The 12,389-nt window shown below is 71.9% G+C and carries 9 protein-coding genes; 3 read left to right on the forward strand and 6 right to left on the reverse strand.

Annotated elements, in window-relative coordinates; all coding sequences use genetic code 11:
- Positions 1-42: 42 nt before the first annotated feature.
- On the reverse strand, positions 43-1,254 hold the full coding sequence (locus tag HNR67_RS38185; RefSeq protein ID WP_185008084.1) for a PucR family transcriptional regulator: 1,212 nt from the start codon (positions 1,252-1,254) through the stop codon (positions 43-45).
- Positions 1,255-1,443: 189 nt separating this feature from the next.
- Here HNR67_RS38185 and HNR67_RS38190 point away from each other — a divergent pair, with 189 nt between their 5' ends.
- Positions 1,444-1,779, forward strand: a complete 336-nt coding sequence (locus HNR67_RS38190; protein WP_185008087.1) for a hypothetical protein — start codon at positions 1,444-1,446, stop codon at positions 1,777-1,779.
- A 96-nt stretch (positions 1,780-1,875) separates the two neighbouring features.
- Here the strand turns inward: HNR67_RS38190 and HNR67_RS38195 are convergent, their stop codons facing one another.
- A complete protein-coding gene (locus HNR67_RS38195) occupies positions 1,876-5,055 on the reverse strand; it encodes an alpha-L-rhamnosidase (RefSeq protein WP_185008089.1) in 3,180 nt (1,059 codons plus the stop codon).
- Between the two features lie 158 nt (positions 5,056-5,213).
- Here HNR67_RS38195 and HNR67_RS38200 point away from each other — a divergent pair, with 158 nt between their 5' ends.
- Positions 5,214-6,047: a hypothetical protein gene (locus HNR67_RS38200; RefSeq protein ID WP_246492691.1), complete on the forward strand. Its 834-nt coding sequence runs from the start codon at positions 5,214-5,216 to the stop codon at positions 6,045-6,047.
- Here HNR67_RS38200 and HNR67_RS38205 read toward each other — a convergent pair whose 3' ends face one another.
- The 3 genes from HNR67_RS38205 to HNR67_RS38215 form a co-directional block, all read right to left on the reverse strand.
- Positions 6,048-6,611 (reverse strand): lytic polysaccharide monooxygenase auxiliary activity family 9 protein, encoded by a 564-nt coding sequence (locus HNR67_RS38205; RefSeq protein WP_185008091.1) that lies wholly within the window; start codon positions 6,609-6,611, stop codon positions 6,048-6,050.
- A 200-nt stretch (positions 6,612-6,811) separates the two neighbouring features.
- On the reverse strand, positions 6,812-8,275 hold the full coding sequence (gene gndA, locus HNR67_RS38210) for an NADP-dependent phosphogluconate dehydrogenase (RefSeq protein WP_185008093.1): 1,464 nt from the start codon (positions 8,273-8,275) through the stop codon (positions 6,812-6,814).
- 96 nt (positions 8,276-8,371) lie between these two features.
- Positions 8,372-9,325 (reverse strand): alpha/beta hydrolase, encoded by a 954-nt coding sequence (locus HNR67_RS38215; RefSeq protein ID WP_185008095.1) that lies wholly within the window; start codon positions 9,323-9,325, stop codon positions 8,372-8,374.
- Between the two features lie 92 nt (positions 9,326-9,417).
- Between HNR67_RS38215 and HNR67_RS38220 the strand changes: the two genes are divergently transcribed.
- Positions 9,418-10,431, forward strand: coding sequence for a helix-turn-helix domain-containing protein (locus HNR67_RS38220; protein WP_185008097.1), 1,014 nt, complete (start codon positions 9,418-9,420; stop codon positions 10,429-10,431).
- 4 nt (positions 10,432-10,435) lie between these two features.
- Here HNR67_RS38220 and HNR67_RS38225 read toward each other — a convergent pair whose 3' ends face one another.
- Positions 10,436-12,379 (reverse strand): PIG-L family deacetylase, encoded by a 1,944-nt coding sequence (locus HNR67_RS38225; protein ID WP_185008099.1) that lies wholly within the window; start codon positions 12,377-12,379, stop codon positions 10,436-10,438.
- Positions 12,380-12,389: the final 10 nt, after the last annotated feature.

Raw genomic sequence — 12,389 nt, forward strand, 5'->3', positions numbered from 1 at the left:
GCCGCCCGCGGCGAAGGCGACCCATAGTGGGATTCGGTTGTGTCACCTGGGCGCGAAATCGCGGACGGTCAGGGCGGCGGCCAGGATGCGGGCGCCGGCCGGGTCGGCCGGGCTGTGGCCGGTGAGGGTGGCGATCCGGCGCAGCCGGTAGTTCAGCGTGTTGCGGTGGATGTGCAGTTCGGCCGCGCTCTGGCTCCGGTTGTGGCCGGTGCCCAGGAAGGTGCGCAGGGTCCACAGCAGGTCCTGGTGCGCGGCGAGCTGGTCCAGGATGCGGTGCAGGCGTTCCCGGCCGGGGCCCGGTCGGCAGAGCTGGTATTCGAGCAGCACGTCGTCGAGTTGGTAGGCGCCGGGTGGGCGGCCAAGGCGGGTGGCCAGGTCGGAGATGTCGGTGGCCTCGTCCACAGCGTGCGGGATCTCGGCCCGGCTGGGTGCGGTGGCGACGCCGGTGAGCAGGGTGGTGCCCGCGGCCAGGTGCAGGCGGTCGGCCAGGGTGAGGGCGGCGGCGACCTGGTTGGGGGTGTCCGGGTCGTCGGCGGGGAGTAGCAGGGTGCCGCCGGTGTGGTTGAAGGCGGCCAGGGCGTGTGCGGGGAGTTCGGCCTGCAGGCGGCGGACCAGGGCACGGGCCGCGAGTTGCAGGTCGGTGCCGTCGGTGTGCGGGGGTGGGCCCAGGCGCAGGTGCAGCACCAGGTGGGTGTGTGCCAGGGCCAGGCCGAGGCGTTCGGCCAGGGGTTCGGCGGGGGCGCCGGTGAGCAGCGCGGTGACCAGGGCGCGGCGGGACTCGCGGTGTTCGGCGTCCAGGGCCTGTTGTTCGTGCAGGTAGGAGGCTGCCACGGCGGGCACGGCGACGCTGAGGTAGCTGAACAGGCCGGGCACGCTGGCCGCCAGCTCCGGGATCTCCTCGGGTTCGGCGAGCGCGGCCATCGCCTCCCAGCCGACCTGGGCGGCGATGTGATAGGTGCTCAGCACCACGTCCAGGGGCACGCCCTGCTGGGCGCGGCGGATGGCGGCGGCGATCTGCTCGGTCAGCTCATCGGGTCGCGGCGGGCGTTGTTCGCGCAGGCAGCGCAGGTAGAGGTGCAGGTTGAGGGCGATGGCCGCGCTGATCTCCTGGCTGACCAGCTGTGGTGGCAGCTGCTGGTAGCCGGCGGCCCTGGCGATGAAGGCGGCCAGCACCTGTTCGGCGATCCGCGGGATCCGCTGCTCGGCCCGCCGGTACAGCGCCGCCCGTGGGTCGGGCGCGGGTAAGTCCACCACCGCCTGAGCCTTGCCGACCGTTGCGGTAAGCGCAATCCACCCTGCGGCTGCTACCCAGGTAGGCAGCCGCACCAATGGCGACCGCCCGGATTGTGCAGCTGCCCAGCAGTCCTCCCCTGATCGAGCGATGCGCGACTTTCGTTGCGGGCGCCGGAGGCAGAATCGTGGGCTCCAGGCGGCGGGAGGACGATGGGACAGGATGAGGGTACCGTGCCCAAGTCGGTGGCCGAGTGCATGAAACTACTGCGGCGCAAGGGTTTTCGCCAAAGCCTGGTACGGGACGAGGTGGCCAGGACTGATGCGGTGATGTTCAACCGGGTCTGGCGCGGGGTGCGCGAGACCGTGCTGGCCTACTCCGAGTCCGAGGCGCTGGCCTACCGGGTGCGCACGGACGACGCGGACGCGGCGGATCCGTTCACGGTGGACCCGGACCAGCGGATGTGGCACCACGGCGGCGAGTTCCTGGACGTGGCCAGGCAACTGCTGGCGCTGCCCCCGCCACCCGGGCACAGCGTCTTCGGCTAGCCGCCCGTCCACAACGGCCAACACGGCGTACGACAACGGCCAACACTGCGTACAAGAACGGCCAACACGCGGGTTGGGGTTGGGTTGGGGTTGGGGTCAGGTTTTGGTGGTGAAGGTCCAGGTGCCGGAGCCGACTTCGTATTCCGCGTGGCGTGGGGTGGCGCGGAGGCGGGTGGCGCCGGGTGGGGCGGTGGTCTCGCCGAGGGGCAGGTGGATCTCGGCGGTGGCGCCGACCGGGACGGTGGCGGTGAGGGTCAGGCCGGTGGGGGTTTTGGCCCAGCTGACGCCGGCCTGGCCGCGGACGGTGCTGATGCCGGTGCGGGCCCAGTCCACGCCGGTGCGGGCGTCGGGGCGGATCAGGAAACGCTCATAGCCGTTGGAGAGGGGGCGCAGGCCGCCGACGTTCTCGTACAGCCACTGGGTGACGGTGCCCTGGAAGTAGTGGTTGCGGGAGCGGGAGTCCTTGTGCCACATCTCCCACATGGTGTCCGCGCCCTGGTCGATCCAGTAGCCCCAGCTCGGTTCGGTGCGCTGTACGGCGATGGCGTGTGCGAGGTCGGCGTGGCCGTGTGCGGTGAGCACCGGCAGCAGCACGCTGGTGCCCAGGCAGCCGGTGTTGAGGTGGTTGCCGCGCCTGCGGATGTCGGCGGCCAGACTGTCCACAACGGACTGCACTGATTCCGGTGGCACCAGGCCGAAGGCGAGCGGGATGGCGTTGCTGGTCTGCCGGTAGCCCTGGTCGCGGTCGCTGTTGTAGTGGCCGCCGCGCAGGAAGGTGCGGTTGAGGGTGTCCCTGGCCGCGTCGGCGACCGATCGGTAGCGGGCCGCGATGTCCTTGTGCCCCAGCATCTCCCCCAGTTCGGCCACGCCGATCAGGGCGCGGTGCAGGTAGGCGGTGGCGGTGAGGCGGTTGTCCTCGGGGGCCACGCCCCAGGGCGCGTCCGGGGGCAGGAAGTCGCCGAGGGCGGTCAGCGCGAGGCCGTCGCGCATCCGGTTGATCTCCCAGTCCAGGTAGCCGGTGAGCGCGGGCCAGTGCTCGGCGGCCAGCCGGTCATCGCCGTACCAGCGGTGCATTTCCCTGGCCAGGAACGGGAACACGGTGGTCCACTCGGGGGTGGGGGCGAGTTGCCGGTAGCCCCAGCGGCCGCCGTTGGGCACGATCACCGGGACCTGACCGGCGGCGTCCTGGGCATCGGCCAGATCGCCCACCCACTTGGCGAAGAATCGTTGCATGCCAAAGGCGTAGGCCATGCTGGGCGCGCCTACCTGGGCGTCGCCGGTCCAGCCGTTCTTCTCGTACTTGGGGGTGTCGGTGGGCAGTGCGTGCAGGTTGTTCACGATGGTGCGCCGCATCATCCGGTCCAGTTGCTCGAACATCGGTTCACTGCACCGGAATTCGCTGACCTCGGGCACATCGCTGTGCACCAGCCTGCCGAGCACCTGCTCCGGTCGCGGGCCGGTGATCTCGACGTAGCGGAAGCCCTTGTAGGAGAAGCGGGGTTCCCAGGTCTCCGCGCCGGTGCCGGCGGTGATGTACTCGTCGCGTTGCTGGCGCAGGTCCTTGACGTGTTCGTTGACCGACTGCACGCTGCCGTCCGGGTTGAGTTTCTCCCCGTGCAGCAGGGAGATCCGGGTTCCGGCGGGGGCGCGGACGGTGATCTGGGTCCAGCCCGCCATGGTGCGGCCCATGTCGGCCACGTGCACGCCGGGCCGCAACTCGGTGATGCTGGCCGGGCGGATGGTCTCGGTGATCCGGATGGGTTCGTTGGGCTGGGCGCGCAGGGCGCCGGTGGGGGCGGGCAGGGTGCGGGCGGCGGTCCACGGGCCGGGGGTGTGCCGGGCGTCGTGGGTTTCGCCGGAGTACAGGGAGTTGACCCTGGTGTGGCTGTCGGTGATCCGCCAGGTCCCGTCGGTGCCGATGGTGGTGCGGGCGCCGCCGGGGTGCTCGATCTCCAGCTGGGCCAGCAGTCTGGGTTCGCCGTGCCACTTGGCCAGGTGCCAGTCCCACACGTTGATCGTGGTGAGGCCGTAGAACCCGCGGCCCAGGGTGACGTCGAGCTGGTTGTCGCCCTGGCGGAGTTGCCCGGTGATGTCGTGCACGGCGTAGAGCACGGTCTTGTCGTAGCCGGTGAAACCCGGGTCCAGGACCTGGTCGCCGATCCGGCCGCCGTTGAGCTGGGCCTCGTAGTAGGCCAGGCCGCTGATGTAGAGGCGGGCCCGCAGTACCGGGCGGTCGAGGCGGAAGTCCTTGCGCAGCAACGGTGCCGGTTGCTGGGTGGCGGGCACGGTGACGTTGCGGCCCCAGGGGCCCTCGCCGTAGCGGGCCAGCACGGTGGCGACCGGCCAGGCACTGTCGTCGTAGCCGGGGCTGGTCCAGCCGGGGTGCGCGGTGTCGGTGGCCCGCCAGCCGGGGCCGGTGAGCAGTTCGACGGTGCGGCCGTCGGCGAGTTCGACGATCAGGCGCAGCAGCAGACCGGCCGGGCCACCGCGGTTGGCGGCCTCGGCGGCCAGGGTCAGCGCGGATCCGGCCGTGCGGGCCACCTCGGTGACGTCGACCAGGTGCGCGGCCGCCCAGGAGTTACCGGAGGCCATGGCGGACAACACTTCCCGGCCGTGCAGGTGCACGGTGAGGTTGTCGTCGGCGGTGGCCACCAGGGTGGCCTTGCGGACCTCGTCGGGCAGGTCGAGGGTGGCGCGGAACCAGCGGGAACCCAGGGGCGCGGTGCTCAGCGTCCAGCCGGGGCCGCCGATCCAGGACGCCGGGTCGGCCCCCGGCGGCGGAGGTGGCGCGGTCGCGCCGATCCAGTCCGCGGCCCACGGCCTGCCGAGCTGTCCGGTCTCCCACCAGGCCGGGGTGCTCCAGGCCGAGGGCCGGTTGTCGCCGTCCCAGACCCGGACCCGCCAGTGGTAGCGGGTGCGGGGTTTGAGCGCGGGGCCGTCGTAGTGGATGCCGAGGGTGCGGGATGAGCGCACGGGTCCGCTGTCCCAGTGCGGGCGGCGGTCCTCGAACCGGCCGGGGTCGGTGACCACCTGGACCTGGTAGGCGGTCTGGGTGGCGCCGTTGCGGTCGGCCCGCAAGATCCAGGCCAGCCTGGGCTTGTCGACGTCGGTGCCCAGGGGGTTGGTCGCGTACTCCACGGTGAGCCGGTCGACGGTCAGCGCGCTCACGGCCGTGTCCTCCCCCGCCTCGGCGATCTCGCCACTCGACAGTGCCACCGCCGCCGCGCCCGCGCCAGCGCCGCGCAGGAAGTTCCGCCGGTTCACCCGCCTGGCCATGCCCGCCTCCCGTGACCCCGACCGCTTTGTCCACAGTGGACAATGCTGGGCCGGTGCCGCCCGGACACGGACGATAGGGAGGCCGGTGCGCGGCAACAATCACGCTGACCGGTGTTGGTCAGCCGCGAACGGGTGAGCTTGGCTGGCAGACTGGGCTGATGCCGCAGTCCGAGGCCGTCCGTATCGCCGCTCGTTACCTGGCCACCGCCGATCGCCTGCTCCCCGGCAAGATCGTCGGCTGCTACCTGATCGGCTCGGCCGCGCTGGGCGCCTGGCGGGCCGGGCGCAGCGATGTCGACTTCATCGCGGTGCTCGACGGCGACCGCGGTGAACGCGAGTTACGCCGGTTGCGGATGCTGCACATCGCGGGCAACCTGCGCACCGCCGGGCGGGCGCTGCTTCGGGCCGACCCGAGTATCCCCGGCACCATGAACGGCGCTTTTGCGGCGGCCGAGGACATGAACAAGCCGGTCACCCGGATCCGGCCGTTGGCCGCGCACAGCGGGCGAACTTTCAAGCGGGGCGCGGGTTTCGACGTGAACCCGGTGATGTGGAAGGTGCTCCTGGAGGGCGGGATCCCGGTGCGCGGGGACTCCCCGGACCGGCTCGGGCTGGACCCGGAACCCGGGCGGCTGCGGGACTGGAACCTGGACCAGTTGCGCGGTCACTGGCAGGACTGGGCGCGCCGGTGCGTGACCGATCCGCCAAGGGACAAGCCGCTGATCCCGGCGCACCGGCAGGCCCTGGCCAGGGTGCTCGGTCCGCCGCGGCTGCACCACACCATCGCCACCGGCGGGGTGATCGCCAAGGAAACCGCGGCCGAGTACGCCATGGACACCTTCGACGCGCGCTGGCACCCGATGTTGCGGGCCGCGCTGGCCCAGCGCACCGGCGAGCCGGGCCCCGAATTCCCGGAGCCCGGCCGATTACCGCGACTGGCCGGTGAGTTCACCCTGGAAGTGATCGCGGCCGCGGCACGGTTGGCGCAATGATCAGAAATTGACGTCGATGCACTGGTAGAACGCGTTGCCGGTGTCCGCGATATCCCACACCGCGAGGATCAGGTGCCTGCCGGACTTGCCGCCGGGCACCGTGCCGCTGTGCGAGACCGCGTTCGGCGGCCGCGCGCCACCGTTGTTGACGGTGATGAACGGGCTGGGATCCAGCGCGGCCCTGGTGAGTTTCGCGGTGGAGTTCCAGCCGTTGCGGGTGATGAAGTACTTGAACGAGGTGGTGGCGTGCGGCGCGGTCAGCCACCAGCTGAACGTGCGGCTCGCGCCGCTGGTCAGCTTGGTGGTGGGCCAGCTCCCGCCGCGCGGGTCGTCGAGCTGGGCGAACTGGCCGAGTCCGCCGGAACAAATGCTGCCGTCGGCAGGCCCGCGGGCCGGGAATCCCTTGGGTCCCTCGACACTTTGCGGTTCCCACTGGATCGGCCCGCAGTTCTTCGCGGTGCCGAGTTTGCAGAACTGGGCCCTGCTGTTCGGGTTGTTGGTGTATCCGTGCGCGCCTGCCGTGGCAGGCACCACGACGGACAACGCCATCAGTGCCAGGCTCATGATGCCGACCAGAATTGATCGCTTGATCGGAGTGGTACGCAAGGCAACCTCCGCGATGTTTCCGGCGGCGGGGGTTGCACCTCATGATGACAGCGCGGCCGGATAACGCGGCAGCGACCAACGGGGGAATCAGGCCATCAATCGCGCTAAGGGCCGGGCGTTGTCGGAAATCGGACAACACCCGGCCCCTGGCACCGGAATCACTCGGCCTGTTCGGCCTTGTCCGGGGTGGCCCACAGGGTGTGGAAGGAGCCCTCGGCGTCCACCCGGCGGTAGGTGTGCGCGCCGAAGTTGTCCCGCAGGCCCTGGATCAGCGCGGCGGGCAGGCGGTTGCGGCGCAGGCCGTCGTAGTAGGCCAGCGAGGAGGAGAAGGCCGGGGAGGGCACGCCCTCGCGGACCGCGTCCACGACCACCCGGCGCCAGCTGTCCACGCCACTGGCCACGGCCTCGGCGAAGTAGGGCGCGACCAGCAGGCTGGGCAGGTCGGGGTTGGCGTCGTAGGACTCGCGGATGCGGTCCAGGAACCGGGCCCGGATGATGCAGCCACCGCGCCAGATGGTGGCGGTGGAGCCCAGGTCGATGTCCCAGCCGTACTCCTGGCTGCCCGCGCGGATGTGGTCGAAGCCCTGGGCGTAGGCGACCACCTTGGAGGCGTAGAGCGCCTTGCGCACGTCCTCGATGAAGGCGTCCCGGTCGCTGTCCTTGACCCAGCCCGCCCCGGCCTCGCCGCCGAATGCCTCGGCCGCGGCCGCGCGCTGGTCGGCGTGCCCGGACAGGGAGCGGGCGAAGGTGGCCTCGGCGATGCCGGTGATCGGCACGCCCAGGTCGAGGGCGCTCTGCACGGTCCAGCGGCCGGTGCCCTTCTGCTCGGCCTGGTCCTGCACCACGTCCACGAACGGCTTGCCGGTGCGGTGGTCGGTGTGCGCGAGCACGTCCGCGGTGATCTCGATCAGGAAGGACTCGAGGTCGCCCTCGTTCCAGCCGCGGAAGATCTCCGCGATCTCCGCCGGGGTGGCGCCGAGGCCGGCCCGGAGCAGGTCGTATGCCTCGGCGATGAGCTGCATGTCGGCGTACTCGATGCCGTTGTGCACCATCTTGACGAAGTGACCGGCGCCGTCCGGGCCCACGTGCACGCAGCAGGTCTGGCCGTCGACCTTGGCCGCGATGGACTCGAAGACCGGCCCGAGCCGCGCGTAGGACTCCTTGGACCCGCCGGGCATGATGCTCGGCCCGAGCAGCGCGCCCTCCTCGCCGCCGGAGACGCCGGTGCCGACGAAGTGCAGGCCCTTCTCCTTGAGCGCGGCCTCCCGGCGGCGGGTGTCGGCGAAGTGCGCGTTGCCGCAGTCGACCACGATGTCGCCGGGTTCGAGCAGCTCGGCCAGCTCGTCGATGACCGCGTCGGTCGGGCCGCCCGCCTTGACCATGACGATGGCCACCCTCGGCCGCTCCAGGGCGTCCACGAACTCGGCCAGGGTCTCCGCCGGGACGAAGGTGCCCTCGTCGCCGTGCTCGGCGACCAGGCTCTTCATCCGCTCCACCGACCGGTTGTGCACGGCGACCGGGTATCCGTTGCGGGCGAGGTTGCGGGCCAGGTTCCGGCCCATCACCGCCAACCCGGTCACCCCGATGCGTGCCGTCGCGGTCCTGGAGGTCTCGCTGCTCATCCTGCCCACCGTTCCGTGTCTGTGGCTGGTGCTACCTAGCGCAACGCCAACCCTGCCACCCGTACTCCCTGTTCAACGTTCGGGATCCAGGATCGTTCACGAAGAGGCCCCGCGCAGCGCACGAGCGAGCGCGCCGAGCATGTCGTCGCGCATGCGGACGGTGACCGCGGCGTCCTTGACCACCCCGGAGCCGTGGAAGGTGCCCGGGTAGAGGTGCAGTTCGGTGTGCACCCCGGCCTGGACCAGTCGCTGCGCGTAGTCGATGCCCTCGTCCCGGAGCGGGTCGAACTCGCAGGTGGCCACGAAGGCGGGCGGCAGGCCGGACAGGTCGGTGGCGCGGGCGGGGGCTGCGTAGGGGGAGACCTCCGCGGTGCCGCGTTTGCCCTCGCCGAGGTAGTAGTCCCAGCTCATGATCGCGCCGGGGCGGTGCCAGAGCGGGGTGTCGGTGTAGGCGGTCATGGACGGGGTGGTCAGCCGGTCGTCGAGTTCGGGGATGTTGAGCAGCTGGAAGACCAGTTTGGGGCCACTGCGGTCCCTGGCGAGCAGGGCGACCGCGGCGGAGAGGCCACCGCCCGCGCTGTCCCCGCCGACCGCGATCCGGTCCGGGTCCACGCCCAGCTCGGCCGCGTTCTTCGCGGTCCACTCCAGGGTGGCGTAGCAGTCCTCCAGACCCGCCGGGAACGGGTGTTCCGGGGCGAGGCGGTAGTCCATGGCGACCACGACCGCGCCGATCTCGTCGGCGATCTGCAGCGCGCTGCCCTCGGCGGTGTCCAGGTCGCCGAGCACGAACCCGCCGCCGTGGATGTAGACCAGCGCCGGCCGAGGGCCGGGTTCGCTGGTGGGGGTGTAGACGCGGACGGTGACCTCGGGCGCGTCCGCGGGACCGGGGATGGTCAGCTCGCGGATCTCGACCGGGTTGACCGGGGTCGGCCGCGGGCTCTGCGCGGTCATCTCGACCATCCGGGCCCGCACCGTGGCCAGGTCCGACATCGGCAGTTCCGGGGCCATGGCCAGCCAGGTGGCCAGTTCCGGGTCGATCGCGTAAGTCATACCGGAAGTCTGCGCGGGGGCCGGTGCCCGCGCCCACCGCCAACCGCCGGTGCTCCCCGCCAGCTGACCCGCCACCTGGCTACGCTGATCACATGGAGGGCCTGCTGCTGCGCTTGTCCGCGCTGGACGCCGACGCGGCCAGCGAGGTGCGGGTGATCGCCTTCTTCGACTCGCTGATCGCCCGCCGGGTCGACCTGGACACCCTGCTGCGCACCACCGCGCAGCTCACCGAATGCCCGGTCGGCCTGGACGCGGCCGATCGCGGGCTGGCCCTGGCCGCCGAGGCGGTGGTGCGGGCCGGGGTGCCCACACCCAGGGGCGCGCGGGTGCGGGAGCTGCCGGACGGGGCCAGGGTGTGGCTGGCCAGGACCGGGCCGGAACTGCCCCTGGATGACATGGTCCTCGAACGGTTCGCGATCGCCGCCGAGCTGGCGCTGGCCCGCGGCACCCTGCCCGAGCTGGGTGATCCGGCGCTGGTGGAGCTGGTGCTGGCGGAGCGGGCCGGGGAGGCCGAGCGGTCCAGGGCACTGCACCTGCTGGGGCTGACGCCCGGCGCCAGGGTGCGGGTGCTGGCGGTGGCCGACGGTTCGGTGGAACTGGGTGGCTGGTCCGCGCCGCTGGGCCGGTCCCGGGCGGTGTTGCTGGCCGGACCGCCCGAGCTGGCCGCGGTGCGGGCGCCGACCCGGGTCGGGGTGGGTGGCGAGGTGGCCGCGATGGACGCCAGACAGTCCTGGCGGCAGGCACGGCTCGCGGTGCGGCTGGCCGGGGCGCTGTCCTGGGATCCGCCGGTGTGCTGGTGGGAGCGGCTGGGTTCGCTCGCCGCGGTCGCCGAAGGGTTGCGGGCCGAGGAGATCGGCCGGATCCCGGACGTGCGCGCGCTGGACCGGCTGGCGGCCGCGCCGGACCTGCTGCTGATCCTGTCCGCGGTGTGCGGGCACGATTCGGTGCGCAAGGCCGGGTACGCGCTGCACCGCCACCACAGTTCGGTCACCGCCCGGCTGGCGCAGGCCGAGACCGAACTGGGCTTCCCGGTGACCACGCCCGACGGCCGGTTCCGGCTGCGGCTGGCGCTGATGCTGCGGCGGCTGCGGGACAACACGGACTGAGCACTCAGCCGAGCCGGGTCCAGCCGGTGTACGGCGCGTCTCCTCCCGGCTCGATCTGACTGCGGTGCACCAGTTTCCCGTCTCCGGACACGGCGAACAGGTGGGTGCGGCCACCAGGGTCGACCGCGATCGCGGGCTGGTGCACGACCAGGCCGCCGAGGTCGGTCCAGTCCAGGTAGCCCAGGTCGGGGGCGGACTGCCGGGTGGCGCTCACCCCGCCGTCGCGATTGGTGGCGCACAAGGTGATCCGCGGTGACGGGGTCTCGGCGATCCCGTGCCTCGGGTGCGGTGCGCTGGCCGCGGCGACCGGGCCGACGCCGCCGTGGCCGTCCAGGATCTCCGGTTTGCCGATCCACTCGCCGGTGCCGGTCTGCCAGGTGTGGCCGATCTTGCCCGCGTGCTCGCCCGCCAGGCGGTACACCACGTCCAGGGTGCCGTCGGCGCTGCGCGCGACCGTGGGCGGTCCGGCGGGTTCCAGGCCGGGGAAGTCCGGGTCGAGCCGGAAGGCGGCGCCGGATTCGCTTTGATGCCAACGTTTGAGCACCCCGGACCCGGTCTCCACGGCGAGTGCGAAGACCTCGATCCGGCCGCGCGAATCGGTGATCGCGGCCAGGCCGTCCTGCACTCCGGGTCCGCCGCCCAGGTCCTGCCAGCCGTCGACGGTCCGGGTGCTGAGGCCGCCGTCGCCGTTCTGCGTGAACACCTGGAATCCGCCATCGGCCGCGCTGGCGACAACGGGCTGGCCGATCTGCCTGGCCCGCCTGGACTTCCCGTGCGGGTTGCCCAGGTTCGCCCACCGCCGCGGCCAGTCGCCGTCCGGCCGCTGCTGGGTCAGGCAGACCACCTGGAAGGTGTCCAGGCGCAGCGCGAACACCCGGAGCCGACCGTCCGCGTCCCGCGCCACCGCCACCGCGGGCGCCAGCGGACCGCCGGGGTCACCCAGGTCGCGCGGGCCAAGCCAGCCGGATCCGCCGTCCTGCCACCAGGTGCGCAGGCCGCCGCTGTGCACCGCGAACGCCTGCAACCGCCCGGACGCGGTGCGCGCCACCCAGTTCGTGCCGCCCCAGTACCGGTGATACAGCCGTTGCGGCCAGCCGCGGTACCCGGCGGTGTTGGTGATCTGCTGGTCGAAGTGGGCGTAGGCGGCGAACTGCTCGTCCTTGTCCCGCTGCTGACCGGCGTCCAGGTTCACCGGGCCGTGCTGGATGTTGTAGCCGCGGTAGGTGATCACCTGAACGCGCTGGGTGTCCGGCAGGCGGCGCATCGCCAGGATGGCCAGCCGGGCGCCGCTGACGTGGTCGCGATGGTCGTGCAGCCGGTCCGCCGCGCCGTGCCGGAGGTCGGGTTCCGGGTCCTGCACCCGGACCACGGTGGGCCGGAACCGTTGGCACAGCCCGATCAGCAGGTTGATCAGGTCCTCACGGTCGTAACTCTGCCGCGTCCGCACCGGACTGCCGGCCGGGAGGACGGTGACCCGGCGGCTGTTGTCCTGCCAGAGGTGGAACAGCGAGGCCGCGTTGCCGGTCGGATCGGCCGGATCGGCCTTGGTGTCGGCGTGCTTGTCGGCCCATTCGGGCAGGTTCACGAAGATCAGGTTGACCACCCGGCCGTCCCGCTCAGCCCGGCTGAACTCGACCTGGCGGCGCAACCCGTTGGGGCCGTTGACGGTCAGCGCCTCGGTCCGCCAGTCCGCCGAGGTCGCGTCGGGAAAACCGAGCATCAGCGCGTAGGCGGCGCGGGCCCCGTCGTTGCGGCAGGCCGAGTACTGCTCACGGTCCAATTTGTACCCTGGACGACAGGTTGGCGCCGGGATGTCCGGTTCGGGACTCGGTTTCGCGTAGCCCTCGCCCGCGGTGAGGTACACGGTGGTGACCGGCAGCCGCGCGGTGATCGCGTTGGCCAGGTCCGGGTTCATGAACAGGATGTCGTCGTCCTGATGCGCCACCACGTGCAGGTGG

This window comes from Crossiella cryophila (assembly GCF_014204915.1).
Taxonomy (GTDB): domain Bacteria; phylum Actinomycetota; class Actinomycetes; order Mycobacteriales; family Pseudonocardiaceae; genus Crossiella; species Crossiella cryophila.